At 48.3% G+C, this 16,406-nt stretch carries 16 protein-coding genes; 3 read left to right on the top strand and 13 right to left on the bottom strand.

Annotated elements, in window-relative coordinates:
- Positions 1-6: 6 nt before the first annotated feature.
- The 7 genes from spoIIIAC to ABH897_RS05430 all read right to left on the bottom strand — a co-directional run bounded on the left by spoIIIAC (position 7) and on the right by ABH897_RS05430 (position 5,870).
- Entirely contained in the window at positions 7-210 is a 204-nt protein-coding gene (gene spoIIIAC, locus ABH897_RS05460) for a stage III sporulation protein AC (RefSeq protein ID WP_010345636.1), read from the bottom strand.
- 12 nt (positions 211-222) lie between these two features.
- The gene (gene spoIIIAB, locus ABH897_RS05455; protein WP_014282236.1) at positions 223-741 is read right to left on the bottom strand and encodes a stage III sporulation protein SpoIIIAB; all 519 of its coding nucleotides are present in this window, start codon (positions 739-741) and stop codon (positions 223-225) included.
- Complete coding sequence (gene spoIIIAA / locus ABH897_RS05450) at positions 734-1,729, bottom strand: stage III sporulation protein AA (protein ID WP_283652319.1); 996 nt, start codon at positions 1,727-1,729, stop codon at positions 734-736. The genes spoIIIAB and spoIIIAA overlap by 8 nt, the downstream gene beginning before the upstream one ends.
- Before the next feature lie 352 nt (positions 1,730-2,081).
- On the bottom strand, positions 2,082-3,335 hold the full coding sequence (locus tag ABH897_RS05445) for an aspartate kinase (protein ID WP_044647662.1): 1,254 nt from the start codon (positions 3,333-3,335) through the stop codon (positions 2,082-2,084).
- Between the two features lie 201 nt (positions 3,336-3,536).
- Complete coding sequence (efp, locus tag ABH897_RS05440) at positions 3,537-4,094, bottom strand: elongation factor P (protein ID WP_044647663.1); 558 nt, start codon at positions 4,092-4,094, stop codon at positions 3,537-3,539.
- 33 nt (positions 4,095-4,127) lie between these two features.
- A complete protein-coding gene (locus ABH897_RS05435) occupies positions 4,128-5,201 on the bottom strand; it encodes a M24 family metallopeptidase (RefSeq protein ID WP_404591341.1) in 1,074 nt (357 codons plus the stop codon).
- 81 nt (positions 5,202-5,282) lie between these two features.
- Complete coding sequence (locus tag ABH897_RS05430) at positions 5,283-5,870, bottom strand: YqhR family membrane protein (protein WP_404591339.1); 588 nt, start codon at positions 5,868-5,870, stop codon at positions 5,283-5,285.
- Between the two features lie 813 nt (positions 5,871-6,683).
- Between ABH897_RS05430 and ABH897_RS05425 the strand changes: the two genes are divergently transcribed.
- Both ABH897_RS05425 and ABH897_RS05420 read left to right on the top strand, forming a co-directional pair.
- Positions 6,684-7,676 (top strand): DUF1385 domain-containing protein, encoded by a 993-nt coding sequence (locus tag ABH897_RS05425; RefSeq protein ID WP_404591337.1) that lies wholly within the window; start codon positions 6,684-6,686, stop codon positions 7,674-7,676.
- Positions 7,677-7,683: 7 nt separating this feature from the next.
- Positions 7,684-8,004 carry a hypothetical protein gene (locus tag ABH897_RS05420; protein ID WP_404580508.1) on the top strand — a complete coding sequence of 107 codons (321 nt, stop codon included), beginning with the start codon at positions 7,684-7,686 and terminating at the stop codon, positions 8,002-8,004.
- A 111-nt stretch (positions 8,005-8,115) separates the two neighbouring features.
- On the opposite strand, the gene ABH897_RS05415 is transcribed toward ABH897_RS05420, so the two are convergent.
- The 3 genes from ABH897_RS05415 to mntR form a co-directional block, all read right to left on the bottom strand.
- Positions 8,116-9,105 carry a patatin-like phospholipase family protein gene (locus ABH897_RS05415; protein WP_283652325.1) on the bottom strand — a complete coding sequence of 330 codons (990 nt, stop codon included), beginning with the start codon at positions 9,103-9,105 and terminating at the stop codon, positions 8,116-8,118.
- A 98-nt stretch (positions 9,106-9,203) separates the two neighbouring features.
- Entirely contained in the window at positions 9,204-10,940 is a 1,737-nt protein-coding gene (locus ABH897_RS05410; RefSeq protein ID WP_283652326.1) for a family 10 glycosylhydrolase, read from the bottom strand.
- A gap of 137 nt (positions 10,941-11,077) precedes the next feature.
- The gene (gene mntR, locus ABH897_RS05405; protein WP_007430946.1) at positions 11,078-11,503 is read right to left on the bottom strand and encodes a transcriptional regulator MntR; all 426 of its coding nucleotides are present in this window, start codon (positions 11,501-11,503) and stop codon (positions 11,078-11,080) included.
- A 252-nt stretch (positions 11,504-11,755) separates the two neighbouring features.
- On the opposite strand from mntR, the gene splB reads away from it, so the two are divergent.
- Positions 11,756-12,820: a spore photoproduct lyase gene (splB, locus tag ABH897_RS05400; protein ID WP_283652327.1), complete on the top strand. Its 1,065-nt coding sequence runs from the start codon at positions 11,756-11,758 to the stop codon at positions 12,818-12,820.
- Here the strand turns inward: splB and ABH897_RS05395 are convergent.
- The 3 genes from ABH897_RS05395 to yidD form a co-directional block, all read right to left on the bottom strand.
- Positions 12,813-13,529, bottom strand: coding sequence for a cytochrome c biogenesis CcdA family protein (locus ABH897_RS05395; RefSeq protein WP_283657140.1), 717 nt, complete (start codon positions 13,527-13,529; stop codon positions 12,813-12,815). The two genes, splB and ABH897_RS05395, sit on opposite strands and share 8 nt — an antisense overlap.
- A 150-nt stretch (positions 13,530-13,679) precedes the next feature.
- On the bottom strand, positions 13,680-15,698 hold the full coding sequence (gene metG, locus ABH897_RS05390; RefSeq protein ID WP_283652328.1) for a methionine--tRNA ligase: 2,019 nt from the start codon (positions 15,696-15,698) through the stop codon (positions 13,680-13,682).
- A 417-nt stretch (positions 15,699-16,115) separates the two neighbouring features.
- Positions 16,116-16,406, bottom strand: coding sequence for a membrane protein insertion efficiency factor YidD (gene yidD, locus ABH897_RS05385; protein ID WP_283652329.1), 291 nt, complete (start codon positions 16,404-16,406; stop codon positions 16,116-16,118).

Raw genomic sequence — 16,406 nt, 5'->3', positions numbered from 1 at the left:
GTCCACCTACTGAAAAAGAAAGATAGATTTGATCTCTTGCAGAAGGTTATCCAGCATTCGTACCACCATGAACAGCACCACAACAAAGCCGATGACCGTTACCCAGTGGGCCATGTCTTCTTTGCCCATTTGCTTGAGTACGGTATGAATCATGGCGATAATAATGCCAATTCCGGCAATCTGAAAAATAGCGTTCACTTCTAAATTCATTCGAGCACCCCGCTAATAGATCAAAATGACGATCAATGCTCCGATCAGCAGTCCCAGGCTTCTGCTCATGCGCTCGTATCTCACCTGATCCGCCTGCGCCTGCGCTTCCTCATGGGATAGCTGCTGGATGGTTAGCGCAATGTGCTTGATCTGGTCTTCACGGTCGCTGGTTCCGAGACTGTAAGCAAGCTGCCGCATCGCTTCCTTCTCGGCCTGCTGCATACTGGAGCGGCTCCACGAGGCTTCAATCGCTTTATGCAGGCTTTCTCTGGCGGTCAGCCCAAAGGAGGGGTGCATCCAGTGTGAGGCTTGCTTGAACAAGGTTCGCAGCGGCTCCCGCAACGGCTCTCCCGTCTTGGCAAAAGCATCCGGTAGCGGTGACACCCCGTAGGAAACCTCGGTGGTCAGCCTTTGCAGCGCGAGAATCAGCTCTCTGATCTGCCGCGGCCTCAGCGCAAACTGCCTTGCCCGCTGCCAGCCAGCCAGCGTAGCGGCGAGTATAACCAACGCGGCACCCAGCAGCTTAAGCATAAGATATGCCTCCGTTCTGCCCTTCCCCAGACAGTGTCAGCCTGCGCTGTTTGGCATCTGCCAGCCGGAAGGAGACGCCCCGGCTCGTCCGCTCCAGCATGACGTAGAGCTGAAACAGCTCCTGTCCTGTAGTCAATCCGGCAAAAGCAGGCCGGGTCGCCATTTCAGCCACATCACGTCCATGTGCGGAAGCAATGACTGCGATCCCCGCATGAAGCGCTTCACGCACCGCTTCGGCATCCTCAGGTCGGCCGATTTCATCGACGATCAGCACATCTGGCGACATGGAACGAATCATCATCATCATGCCTTCTGCTTTCGGACATCCATCCAATACGTCGGTTCGAGGTCCAACATCAAAACCGGGAATGCCCTTGTGACTGCCGGCAATCTCCGAACGTTCATCTATAATGCCTACTTTGAGCCCGCTTCGACGCCCCCCATTGCTTTCCAGCCCCCCGTAGCTTAGTTGCCGGGCCAAGTCCCTAAGCAGTGTTGTTTTGCCATGCTGAGGCGGGGACAAGATGAGGGTATGAAGGATTTTACCGGATTTTCGATCCGCTACATAAGGCAATATGCGATCAGCTATACCGGGAATCGCCCGGGCAATTCTTACATTAAAGCTGCTTATATCCCTCAAATGCTCCACTCGCCCCCTGCTAAGCACCGTTCTCCCCGCCAACCCGATCCGGTGACCCCCGGGAATGGTAATAAACCCTTTGCGAAGCTCCTCCTCCATGGTGTACAGGGAATGATTGCTGATAAAATCCAGCAAACGGTGGGCATCCTCCCGGTCCGGCTTATAGGCTTCCATATGGTTCAAAGTCAGCCGACCGGCGGACGTTACAAAATGGTGTTCACCATTTGTATTAATTTCCAGCGGCCTTCCTTCCCGGACCCGAATTTCCTCCAGTTGCTTGAATATCGTTTCCGGAAGCTTTCCGAGTATACCGTGCAACGGTTCGGGAAATAACTCCAGCCATTCCATACCGATGCCGCCCCCTCACAGTTGTCCTTTTTCTTTAAGACAAGTCTATGGCCGACTCTCGCTTTTTATGCCGAAAATATATCGAAAACCTAGTCGTTGATTTCAAAGCTCCTATCCGCCTTTAACAAACATATTCCCCGCCACCTAAAGCTCCTTCATGGAATCTGCAAAAATCAAAAAAGGCACCCCGAAGCCTTGACGGCTAAGGGATACCCTGGAACAAAAACAATAGATTCACAATAAAAGAGGCTGCCCTTCAGCCCATCACTCGCTGAAAAAACAACCTCTTACCTACCGCTATATTCTATGATTATAAAACTATGAATTTAGGAGGCGCAATATTCCCATTCAATTACCGACGGTCCTGCGGTCCACCTACAAATGCTTGCTCCTCAGTATCCAGATTGTACGCTGTATGCAGCGCCTGAATAACCCCATGGAGTTTGCCAGCCTCGATCACACACGATACCTTGATTTCAGATGTGCTTACCATTTTAATGCTCACGCCTTGTTCTGCCAACACAGCAAACATTTGCGCTGCAACGCCTGGATGGCTGACCATACCTGCACCTACGATGGATACTTTGACGAGGTTTTCTTCAGACGTCACTTCACGGTATGGAAGCTCTGTGCGAATGCCTTCCAACGTCTTCAAAGCTGCTTCGCGATCCGTTAGAGCCACTGTAAAGGAAAAGTCTGCTTTGCCAGCCTCAACACCGCTTTGCACAATAATGTCTACATCAATTTTGGCTCCCGCCAGCGTTCCGAATACTTTCGCCAATACACCAGGAGTATCGACTACGCCCAAAATACTGATTCTTGCTACATTTTTATCATATGCAATCCCACTGACTACTACGCCCTGCTCCATTACTGCATCCTCCTTTACGACCGTTCCTTCATTATGGTTAAAACTGGACCGCACAATCAGCGGTACCCGGTTATGTTTCGCATATTCTACCGCACGCGGATGCAACACTGCCGCACCCAGATTGGCTAATTCCAACATTTCATCATAGGAAATTTCTTTCAGCTTACGGGCAACCTTCACGATCCGTGGATCTGTAGAATATATGCCATCCACATCCGTGTAAATTTCGCAAGCATCCGCCTGGATCGCCGCCGCCAGCGCAACCGCCGTTGTGTCAGAACCACCACGTCCCAGCGTCGTAATATCTCCTTCAGCAGACATCCCCTGGAAACCCGCAACCACGACAATTTTATTACTGCTTAGTGCATCCAGTACCCGCTGAGGTTGGATGTCCGTAATTCTCGCCCGACCGTGCTCGGATTCGGTACGGAAACCAGCCTGCCATCCCGTAAACGATACCGCCTCATGTCCCAACTGCTGAATAGCCATCGACAACAATGCAATCGAAATTTGCTCGCCAGTCGTCATCAGCATATCCAATTCACGTGCAGGCAACTGCTCATTCAGCAATTTGGCCTGGTCGATCAGTTCGTCTGTTGTATCCCCCATCGCAGAAACAACAACTACACATTGATGCCCTTCACTCTGTTTCTCAACAACGCGTTTTGCCACGCGTTTCATGCGCTCCGTATCACCGACGGAACTGCCTCCGAATTTCATGACATACAAAGACAACGATATTCACTCCCTCAGACTCAACAGTATGTAACCTTGAGATGGCACAACCGACTTTGAACGTGACATCCTACGGCATAACTTTAGTACAGTATAATACGAAAGTGCTGTGCGGAGCCAATGTTTTTTAATAACAGTTGTTCATAACAAATAATCCCCTGCCCTTGACAAGGACAGAGGATATAACGAAGCTAGACCATTCTATGCGCGGGAAATGTATTTACCATCGCGTGTATCAATCAGTAGTACATCATCCTGGTTGATAAACAAAGGAACCTGAACATTTAGTCCTGTTTCAACTTTAGCATTTTTGGTAGCACCTGTAGCGGTGTTGCCTTTAATGCCCGGCTCCGTGTCAATAACCTTCAGCTCTACGCTGTTAGGCAGGTTAATCCCGAGAATTTCACCATTATAGCTAATGATGTTTACATTCATGTTTTCTTGCAGGAAGTTAAGTTCCCATTTCAGTTGATCACTGGAAAGATTGAATTGATCGTATGTTTCGTTGTCCATGAATGTATGCTCGTCTGCGCTCGCATAGAGGTAGGACACACCACGGTTTTCAATTTGCGCGCGGCCAATCGTTTCACCCGCACGGAATGTACGTTCAACCGTGTTGCCGTTACGCAGGTTTTTCAGCTTGGAGCGCACGAATGCCGCACCTTTACCTGGTTTTACGTGTTGGAAGTCCAGCACTGTAAAAATATCTCCGTCTACCTCGACGGTCAAGCCTGTTTTGAAATCATTAACGTTAATCACTAAAATACCCCTCCTACAGGACTGTTATCGTTATTAAACGACTGTAAATTCTTTGCTTGAATGTGTTAATGCCTTGATGCTGCTATCTGTAATAACGATATCATCCTCGATCCGTACGCCGCCCAATCCAGGTACATAAATACCTGGTTCAACCGTTACAACCATGCCAGGCTCCAAAATATCATCGCTCGCCTTCGACAGACGCGTGGATTCATGGACTTCCAGACCCAAACCATGACCTGTGCTGTGTCCGAAATTGTCTCCATAGCCATGGCTTGCAATAATATCCCGTGTCAGCGCATCCGCTTCTCGGCCCGTCATGCCTGGCTTAATATGTTCCAACGCGTGAAGCTGCGCCTTGAGCACAATATCGTAGATCTCACGTAGCTGCGGCGACAAATCCCCTTGTGTAGCTACTGTACGTGTCAAATCGGAGCAATAGCCATCCAGCAACGCACCGAAATCAAACGTAATCAGTTCGCCCGCTTGTACCAACTTGGAGCTAGCTACACCGTGAGGCAGTGCCGAACGAACCCCGGATGCCACAATCGTGTCAAAGGAGGAAGACGTAGCTCCCTGCTTGCGCATGAAGAATTCCATTTCCAGATCCAGCTCACGCTCGCTGACACCCGGTTTGATGTAAGGCAAAATGTGTGCAAATGTAGCATCTGCCAAATCCGCCGCCCGCTGCATCACTTCCAGTTCTTCCGCATCTTTGTACACCCGTAGCTTTTCTACAATTCCCGATACCGGAATCAATGTAACAGGGGACAAATCTTCACTGTAAGCTTTATGCGTCGCAACAGATACATGATCCTGCTCGAAGCCTGTTTCGCCGATCTGATGGGAGGACAACAGCTCTTTCACCGTTTCCATGACTTGCGCAGCGTGCTGCACCACCGTAAAGCCTGCCGCTTGTTCGGCCGCCTGTGTCATATAACGAAAGTCGGTCAGCAGATAGCTGTGAGATTCCGTAATCAGCACATAACCCGACGAACCAGTGAATCCTGTCAAATATCGGCGGTTGACAGGGCTTGTAATCAATATAGCCCGCAGATCATGCTCGCCCAGCGCCTGCCGCAGCTTTAACACCCGGTCATTCTTCATCTTTCATCCCGCTCCCCTCTGTCAAATAACCAAATGCTATTTTAACACAGGCGATAGCCGCTTGAGAAGTTTTTGTTGTGCTCAGTCCCCAGCTTTCTCAGGCTCGCGCTTTCTCTCGTCCGTATACTCAACAGCAACGGTGTATCCGATAAATAGCCCCCACAGTATAAACACACAAATTTCCGTATATATGGAATCCCAGGTCAATCGATGAAGCGGATTCATCATCCCGAGCTTGGGACCTGTCAACACGAATAAAATAACCCACCAGACCAGACCGTAAACGATGCCAGGCAAAGGCCCCTTATATCTACGAAACATCAATGTGTACACCAAGGATGCTACAACTGATAATGCCATAAAAAACAGTAGACCCACCAGATGCCCTGCCGTCGTTTTCATGAACGAATGCTTGAAAAAAGGCTCTGCCAAAAATCCCGGTGCGACTACCGTAAAATGCAATGTATAAAACAACCAGCGCAGCAATCCCCAGAGCAAGCCCGCAAAAAAGCCCAGTTCAAGTGCAAAAGGAATAAGGGGCGTATGTATTTTGCCCGACTGCTGCCTGCCTCTACGGCTGTTATTATTGTTATGGTCGCGTTGATCCTGAGATTCGCGAGTCTGTTCCTGATCATGGCCTGCCTTGGGTATGGAGTAGGCTTCACTCATGTTGTTTGATCCCCTTTCAAGATGCAAAACTTTTTCCATGCTAAAAGGATGACTTTTATTGGCGCATGATGAAGGCTGCATTTCCGATGGATTCGTGCATATCCATTTTGCTAGGTAGTATGCTCCGATGGGGATGAGTTTAACACTGAACTTGGTGAGTTGTTGTTACATATGGGGAAGTGCTGCTGGGGTGGTGACTCATTATGTGTGCATATGTGTCCGCTACGAGAACGGATCATTCTTCCGATCGCTGTTGCCTCCAGATTTCTGATTTATACCCTCAAGGGTAGAAATCCGGAGGCAAAGGCGAACGCTACCGCTTCTTCAGAACGATTCCGTCCTCTCCGCTGCTTTTTGTGATTGTGCCACTTTTTTTGCTGTTCAACATCTAACGAACATTAAGAAAGAAACGTATTTACGCTATTGTTCAACAATTCAAAAGCTCTGAAAATAGAATTTGGGAAAATAGCAGCAAAAGCACACATCAAACTAATAACGCGCCTTTTTAGCATTTGAAGTCCAACTTCCCCTCCCCCAACCAAGGCAAATCGAGAGGTGGGCAGCAGCGGAAAGCTCGGATTCGTCCTGAAGAAGCGGTAGCGTTCGCCTTTATCCCCGGATTTTTACCATTACATCTTTTACAAAATCAAAAAATCTGGGGATAACAGCGATCGGAAGGATGATCCGAGCTTGGAGCGACTTCCTTCACCGCTTGAAGCAGCCTAAATACTTCCTCTCATTTCCCCCAACTAGATATTCCCTTCCAAATTCGATACAATATACAAAAAGCACGTGTAAAGAGAGGTGAGACGGTTGTCACAAGCATCCAAGCCTGTAAGCTACGGTGGTCAGGCAGTCATTGAAGGTGTCATGTTCGGCGGCAAGCGTGTCAATGTCACGGCAGTTCGCCGCAAGACTGGCGAAATCACATATTTGGAAGTACCGCGCAAGGAGCAATCCTGGGTGTCCAAATTTCGCAGAATCCCGTTGTTACGGGGGATTGTAAGTATCATCGATTCCAGCGCCAAGGGTACAAAGCATTTAAACTATTCAGCCGATGCCTACGCCGATGATGAAGTGGACCTGGAAGAACGCGCTGAACAAAAGAAAAAAGAAGAATCTCGCTGGAGCCTGAGTATGATGATCGGCGTGGCGGCGGTCGGTATTTTATCCTTCCTGTTTGGCAAAATTGTCTTGACTCTGGTTCCGGTTATCGTGGAAGATTTCCTGTTCGGGAATTTATTTCACAACCAGATTCTGCATAACCTTGCGGAAGGGGCTATTAAGATAATTCTGCTATTAGGTTATTTATGGGGGATTTCCCAAACTCCGTTGATTAAGCGACTGTTCCAATATCACGGAGCGGAACATAAGGTGATTACTGCATATGAAGCAGGTGAAGAACTAACTCCTGCTAATGTGCAAAAATACAGTCGTCTGCATTACCGTTGCGGAAGCAGCTTTATTATGCTGACGGTGATTATCGGAGTACTCGTATATTCCCTGTTTACGTATGATAATCTGTGGGAGCGTATGGGACAGCGGCTTTTGCTGCTTCCAATCGTGCTGGGGCTTTCTTTTGAATTTCTCAAGCTAACCAATGCCCTGCGGGAGATTCCGGTACTCCGTTATTTGGGATACCCCGGCCTGTGGCTGCAACTACTTACCACCAAAGAACCGACCGATGATCAAGTAGAGGTATCCATTGCTTCATTCAAGCGTATGCTGGAATTGGATGCCGAGTTGGAAAATGTACCTGTAAAGGAGACCTTCAACAGCTCGGTCCTTGATCCTGTGAAAGGATGAGTGAAAGATGAACAGACATGCGGTTATTTTCTGGCTTACCCTTGCCTTGGGCGCATATGGGATTGTGGATATGGTATGGAGAGGAAGCTGGGGCTTTCTTATGAGTTTATTGATTCCTGTCCTTGTTTTTGCAGTTATATTTCTGCTGTACAAATACCTGCCAGGACGACGCACCCGTACTCCCAAGATTAAACCCTCTGCACGCACTATGGCCAAAACAGCCAATACACGCAAGCAGCAGACTACAGGCAAGCGCAAAGCGTATCCTTTTCATGTTATTGAAGGCTCTAAGGGCAAAAACGAAGAAGAACAACCTAAGTATCATTAGTCGATCACACTCTAACATGATACACAAAGGAGCCATCACCCGCGTAATGAAAAATGACCGGGAAATGGCTCCTTTTTTAACCTCTTGATTCCAGCTCCAACTAGCAAGTAATTATTTCATGGCATACATCGTATCCTTCATTAATTGATACTTGTTATACTGCTGTTGGTAAGAAGCGATGCTCCATTTGTGGAAAAATGCGTCTCCTGCCTGCACACCAGAATCATAAAGCAAATTGCTTTGCTCAGGAGAAATGTTGAACTGTGCTGTGCGAATGCCCAGCGTCGGGATTTTAATCGTCCGATATCGGTTCTCCTGCTCAATATAACGCTCATCATGCGCTGATAGCATCGTATCAAAAATAGCTTGCAGCATCGTCAACGGCCCCCGTATATATGAAACCTTCGTTTCGGTTCCCGTTTTGCCCACCATCTGAAAGCCTACTGTTGGAATTGTTTTGGCCTTTCGTTCATTTACAGGCTCATCAAAAAGCCATAAAGGCAGATTACTTAGCAGTGCCCCATCGACAACAAACACAAATTGCTGTGAAAATTTTTTCCCTTTCGTGTGCAAAGGATCAAGTCTTAGCATAACGGGGTCGAAAAAATATGGGATGCTTGTGCTCATCCGAATGGCTTTGGCCACCTCCAGTGAAGAGGAGTTCATACCGAAACGTTTGATATCCTCAGGAAGCACCAGAATGCGTCCGTTCGTTATGTCTGAAGCAATAATGCGCAGCTTGCCTGGAGGCAGATCCGCGAACGTACGCACTCCCTTGGCAAGCAACAGCTCCCGCACCCAATGCTCCAATGCTTCTCCGGAGTACAGCCCTTTTTTAAGAAAAATACGAGCTGCCGGTCCAACCCATTTGATGTTAAACACCGGAGAACGCCGTAACAAGCTGACCAAGGGGGTTTTCTCGATCACGGCTTTCATTTCATCTGCTGAATATCCTGCCGCCAACAAAGCAGCTACAATAGCACCTGATGATGTACCCGCTACACGGTTGAATACAATTTCATGCTCCTCCGCAGCCTTGACTGCACCCGCCAGCGATATACCCTTAACCCCTCCACCCTGGAACACAGCATTGATCAGCATAGATCAAAAAACCTCCGTTCTCTTGGGAGTAAGCAGTACTACTGCTTATGTATGAGAACGGAGGCTTATTTAGAACCTATATGATCCATTTTACATAATTATTGATAATAATTTTGAAGAAGCTGAATGAGTCCGTACGGATTTTTCCGTAAATGCTGGGCACTAAAATAAATGTCCCCTTTGATCTGGTTATAATTTTCGTTCAGCTTGAGTTGCTTAATCAGCTCTTCGGCAGATTGCCAGCCCTTTTCAGGAGTGCCGATTTTATAAGGAGAATGTCCGATGTACAGCTTAACATCTGAATTTTTGACCTCATTGGACCACCATGCCACAAGCTTGTCATAGCCAGCGGCCGGGAAACCGATACTCCAATAAATCTGTGGAGCTACATAATCAATCCAGCCTTTGTTAATCCAGGTACGTACATCGGCAAATGTCGTATCATACGCTGTAACGCCTGCCTTCGTATCTGATCCGGTTAAGTCCTGAGACTTGTTGCGCCACACTCCAAAAGGACTAATACCGAATTGCACTTTGGACTTGCTTGCATGAATGCTTTTGCCCAAATCACGGACAAAGCTGTTCACATTATCTCTCCGCCAGTCGCCTTTGTTAGAGATTTTGTTGGCATTATAAGCTTGAAAAGTCGCATCATCATCAAAAGTACCGCTGTATGGATAGAAATAGTCATCCAAATGAACGCCGTCAATATCATATCCGTCCACAACCTCCATAATCGCAGCAATGACATGCTGGCGAGCGGCGGGAATACCGGGATTGATGTATAGCTGACTGCCATTCTTAACGATCCAATCCGGATGTTGGTTAGCGACATGGTTTGCAGCTAAACCACTGGTCGTTCCTGTAGAATTGGCGCGGAAAGGGTTGAACCAGGCATGGAACTCCATCCCCCGCTTGTGCGATTCACTAATCATAAATTTTAAAGGATCATAGCCCGGATTTTTACCCTGGGTGTTCGTCAGGTACTTGCTCCATGGCACAAGATTGGACGGATACAGCGCATCCCCGCTGGCCCGGACCTGAACAAAAACCGCATTAATACCCATACCCTGCAAATCATCAAGCATTTTGGTAAATTCCTGCTTTTGCTTCTCGGTGCTGCTTCGGGCGGCGGAAGAAGGCCAATCCCCGTTAATCGTAGAAATCCAAGCCCCGCGCATGGAAGTCGAAGCTTTCACTTGCACGACATTTCCCTGCGAAGAATTGGAGCTGCCCTCATTGGTTGATGTAGACGGAGAAGTAACACTCGCTTGCACATCATCATTGATTCCCTGATTCGTATCTACACTTCCCGGATTGTCAGATGTGGACGTATTGGAGCTGGAGCCGCCACCGGAGGATGTTGTTCCGCCAGTGGCGGCACCCTCTTTACCACTATTTAACGTAATGACTCGCTCTGAAGCCTGCCAGTCCACTTTTAATCCCAACTCTTCCCCAACAAAACGCAGCGGCACCATGACTCTTCCGCTCGTCATACGCGCAGATGCGTCCAATCGAACTGACTTGCCATTCACCATAGCACTCTGTCCGCCGTTTTCCATAGAAATGTTCTTGTCTTGTGCTGTAATGGTTACCGTACCGGACGATGCTGACCAGTTGACCTGAGCGCCTAATCCCTCACTGATCACCCGCAAGGGTACCATCGTTACGTTGGCTCCCTGTACAATGTACGGCAACGCATCACTTTGCAGCGGTTGCCCGTCCAATATAATTTCAATCTCTCCGTTTGGAGCCGCTTGCGCTCCTGGCACAACTGCCGTCTGCACCGCCAGCAGTAAACCCGCAGCCAGTGCCCATGTTTTCTTCCAATTCATATGATTACAATCCTCCGCTAACCCGTTAATTTTTAACCCCTGTCTTGTCCTGCTATATAATGGATAGACGCTAATACCCGGGTATTTGTTGCGGTAGGGACAAATAAAAAAGCATCTGTCCTTACGGACGATGCCTGTCAGGAATCACCACTCAATTCCTTGTGTATATCGTGAAGCTGGCGCAAACGATCTTCATCCCGGCGGAAATATTCGACCAATGTCTCAATGCGGGTGATGGAATCCCAGCTTAAATGGTGCTCAATACCTTCCACATCTTTATAGATCAGGTCCTTGTCGACCCCAATCATATCCAGAAATTGCTCTAGTAACTGGTGGCGATCAACCAGCCGTTTGCCGACCTTTTTCCCTTTGGGTGTTAAAATTAATCCCCGATATTTCTCATATACGAGATAGTCATCCTTATCCAGCTTCTGGATCATCTTGGTAACGGACGAAGGATGGACCTCCAGACCCTCTGCGATATCCGAGACACGGGCGTATCCCTTCTCATCAATCAGCTGGTAAATGCGCTCCAAATAATCTTCCATGCTTGGCGTTGGCACTTGTTTCCCTCTTTTCTGTTATTGAACGGGCGCTTACCGCCTTCATTTCCTGCGTTGAACCTACATATGTAATGATACATGTTATCATTGCCTATTGGCAAGTCTCATCCCTCTGCTCACAGCTATTGCCACGTTTTGTTCAATTTAAGCAGGGCATACTAATAGCGTCCTTGTATCATTCTCCTATGGCATGAGTTAGAGTTGGACACCCAAGCTACTACTGGATATTTATTCCTGAAAGGAGCGTTACCCATGTCCACGCTTAAGCGTACTCCTGTCAAAACCAAAGGAACCAAACCGTTCGTGCCTGATCTGGTATTTTTCGAGCCGGACGCACTGAATTATCCCAAGGGTCAGCGTATTATGGATTGGGTCAAAGCCAAAGACATTCCGTATCGTATGACCACATCTCATAACCGGATTACCAATTTACCGGGCGAAACCGAAGTTGAAAAATATCGAATGGCGAAAAAGACGTTGGTCGTCGGTATTCGCAAAACGCTAACCTTCGACCAATCCAAGCCCTCTGCTGAATACGCCATTCCTATTTCGACCGGATGTATGGGACACTGCCACTATTGTTATTTGCAAACGACATTAGGGGCAAAGCCGTACTTACGCGTCTATGTCAATACCGATGATATCTTATCGGCAGCTAAAGGCTATATCGAGGAACGTGCACCCGAAATAACTCGTTTTGAAGCAGCCTGTACCTCCGACCCGATCGGTTTGGAGCATATCACCGGATCGCTCGGAGAATTGATTCGTTTTATGGCAGACGAAGAATTTGGTCGCCTGCGTTTTGTTACCAAATATCATCATGTCGATCCGCTGCTAGATATTCAGCATAATGGTCATACCCGCATCCGGTTTAGCATTAATTCCGATTATGTTATTAAACAGTTTGAGCCTGCGACTTCGCGCTTCGAGGAACGCATTGGAGCAGCGGGCAAAATCGCCCTAGCCGGTTATCCGCTAGGCTTTATTATCGCGCCAATCATCTGGTATGACGGCTGGGAAGAAGGATATGGCGAGCTACTGCGCAAATTGGGTGAAACCTTGCCTCAGGATGCCACAAAAGATCTGACGTTCGAATTGATCCAGCATCGTTTTACCAAAACATCCAAGGCTGTGATCGAGAAGCGTTATCCAAAAACCAAGCTGGAAATGGACATGGAGAAACGCAAGAAAAAATGGGGACGTTGGGGACAGAACAAATACGTTTATCCCGATGAACAGCAAAACGCACTGCGAGAATTTATCACCGAGCGCATTTTTGAACATTTTCCATTAAGTCGTATTGAGTATTTCACATAACCAGCATCCAATCCGGCGTAATCCGTTGTAAAAACAGCGTTACACCCGTCATATGATCCGTTACTAGCAAAATTCCGGTGATGATCAGCAGTATACCGCCTGTTTTGACGATAATTGACGTGTAACGCGAGGATAGACGAACAGAGCCGACCAGTAAAGCCAATGCAAAAAATGGAATCGCAAAACCAAGCGCGTAGCCTGTGACCAGCTTGAACCAGGTATGATGCTCTACTGCCGCCAAAGCGATAATAGCTGTCAGCATGGGACCGATACAGGGAGACCAGCCTGCCGCAAATCCGATTCCGATCACAAAGGAACCGGCATAACCGGCAGGCTTCCATGTCCAGCGAAGCTTATGCTCCCGCATCAAAATCAAAGGCCGTACCACGCCAAGAGATACCAGCCCCATCACCAAGATCAGTATCCCCGCAACCACCCTTAGCGTATCCCCATAATTGCCAAACCATTCTCCCAGCAACCCTACACTTGCACCCAAGGAATAAAACACAACGGAAAAACCCAGTACAAAAGCAAGGGTATGTCCCATCGTACGGTAACGCACCTCAGCCTTATGCCGTCCTTCGGCCAGTTCATGTGCCGACATCCCCGTCATGTAAGATAAATAAGAGGGATACAGTGGCAAACAGCAAGGTGAAAAAAAAGAAACCAATCCTGCTATGATCGCCAACCCGGCGTTAACATCCGTCATCATCATTTCCTCCCGCCTGTCTTAAGTAAACGCGAGCAAACAAGCCCTATTACTAAAACATACGTGAGGACGCAGCAAAATATGTTGCAACCCAAAAAGCGTATGCCCCGGCATAAAAACCGAAAGACATACGCTCATTACTTGTTTTATTTATTTTACAATCGCGCCGTTAGGCATGCTTTCCGGTACTGTAGCCAGCGTAAGCTGATCTCCGTGCGATGCTGCTAAAATCATGCCTTGTGACAGCTCCCCACGCAGCTTCACAGGCTTAAGATTGGTCACACAAATCACCTTGCGTCCAACCATATCCTCCGGCGTGTAAAACTTGGCAATGCCCGATACAACCTGACGCTGCTCATAACCAAGATCAAGTTGGAGCTTCAACAGCTTGTCGGCCTTCTTCACAGGCTCACAGGCGATAACCTGAGCGACGCGCAGTTCTACCTTGGCAAAGTCCTCAATACCAATCTCTTCCTTCGCCTCTGGCGCTTCCTGGCCCGCCTCAGCCGCATTCTGCGGTTGAAGCTGCGCGGTAGCTTCCTCTGGCTTCTTGCCACCCGTCATCGCTTCGACAATGAAAGCAACCTCCTGCTCTGAATCCAGACGCGGGAAGATGGGATTGCCTTTGACCAGTTGCGTTCCTTCCGGAATGCGACCAAACTGCTTGCCGCTTTCCCATGTAGTCAGTTCACCTTCGTTGATGCCCAGCTGTTCCCAAATTTTATGCGGAGCGCGGGTCAAGAACGGCTGGAGCAAAATAGACGCGATGCGCAAGCTTTCTACCAAATGCACCATAACGGATGCCAGCTCACGGCGTTTGTCCTCATCCTTGGCCAGGTTCCATGGTTGTGTTTCGTCAATATACTTATTGCTGCGGCTAATAAATTGGCTGATCGCCGCCAGTGCCACGGAAAACTCCATGTTTTCCATCGCTTCTTCTACTTTACTGTAAGTCACTGTTGCCATTTCTTCCAAAGCCCCGTCGAATGCTGTTACATTCGCTTCATAAGCCGGAACCTTGCCTTCAAAATATTTGTCTACCATCGCTACGGTACGGTTCAACAAATTGCCCAGATCATTCGCTAAATCAGAATTGACCCGATCAACGAAGCTTTCCGGTGTAAAGGTTCCATCCGCGCCGAAAGGCACCTCGCGCAGCAAGTAGTAACGAAGTTGATCCAGACCATAGCGGTCAATCAGCGTTACAGGGTCTACGACGTTACCTTTGGACTTGGACATTTTACCGTCCTTCATGAGTAGCCAGCCGTGTGCAAATACTTTTTTAGGCAACGGGAGATCCAGCGCCATCAGCATGATTGGCCAGTAAATCGTGTGGAACCGTACAATTTCCTTCCCTACGATATGCACATTGGCAGGCCAAAATTTATCGTATAGCTCGGTATTGGAGGAACCATAGCCCAGGGCTGTAATGTAGTTGGAGAGCGCATCAATCCACACGTATACGACATGCTTCGGATCACCCTTCACCTTAACGCCCCAGTCAAAGGTTGTACGGGATACAGCCAAATCCTCCAGCCCCGGCTTGATGAAGTTGTTAATCATCTCTTTTTTACGGGATTCCGGCTGGATAAACTGCGGATTCTCCTCATAAAATTGCAGCAAACGATCAGCATACTTGCTCATACGGAAAAAGTAACACTCTTCCTTGACCAGTTCTACAGGGTGGCCACTGTCCGGGCTTTTACCTCCAGCCACGTTGCCTTCCGCATCCTTGACCACGTCAACCAGTTGAGTTTCCGTGTAATAAGTCTCGTCAGGAATGCTGTACCAGCCTTCGTATTCGCCCTTGTAAATATCCCCTTGCTTGAGCAAACGATCAAATATTTCCTGTACAACGCTCTTGTGCCGTTCTTCCGTTGTGCGAATAAAATCGTCATTGGAAATATCGAGCTTCCGCCATAAATCCTGAATCCCTGCCACAATATCGTCAACGAAACGTTGCGGTGTTTTGCCAGCCGCACTCGCCTTCTGCTCAATCTTCTGTCCATGCTCATCCGTTCCTGTCAAATAGCGCACCTCGTAGCCGCGCAGCCGCTTGTAGCGTGCCATCGCATCTCCGGCTACCGTAGTGTACGCATGACCGATATGTAGCTTGTCGCTTGGATAATAAATCGGTGTCGTAATGTAAAATGTTTTCTCATTGGACATGTGTATTGCCTCCTGTTTTGTTCATGGCAGCAAAATAAGGCATGCTCCCCTGAATTCGGTACTCCAATTCATGTTTTTCACACCAATTGGGCACAAAAAAGACCCCCGTCCCTATGGGACGAGAGTCACCTCACGCGTTACCACCCAAATTTCCCGTATCCTCGCAGACTACAGGCTTCACCAGTCACTTCTGACCGCCCATTAACGCTGGATCACGCCTTTCCCTTACGGTTGCCCCTATAAACATTGAACTGCTGGCAAACACGCTCGAAAAAGGTTCCTCCAGGACCATATTCAGGCTTCGTTCCAGACCGGTTTGCAGCTAACCCCGGCTCTCTGTACTGGACGGCTGACCCTACTCATCCCTTCACAGGAAAACATTATTATCCAAAATATAACCAAACCCGCATAGCTATGTCAAGTCAATCCCTTCCCGGTACGGTCAGCAAAACGATCTTCATCGGATCTATTCGCCCTCTTTTTAGCAGGAGGCACCAGATCTACACCACCTGGATGAAAGGGATGGCACTTCGCTATACGTTTGGCGGCCAGCCAGGAGCCCTTGAGCACACCATGCACCTCCACCGCCTCAAGTGCGTACTTTGAACACGTCGGATAGAAGCGACAGGTTGGTGGCTTTAACGGTGAAATATAGGATCGGTATAACTTAATCGGAGCTTGAACCACTCTGCGTGTGGTAATCTTCAT

Origin of the sequence: Paenibacillus sp. RC73 (genome assembly GCF_044908085.1) — a bacterium.
GTDB lineage: Bacteria > Bacillota > Bacilli > Paenibacillales > Paenibacillaceae > Paenibacillus > Paenibacillus terrae_A.
This window is presented reverse-complemented; position numbering and strand designations above follow the sequence as displayed.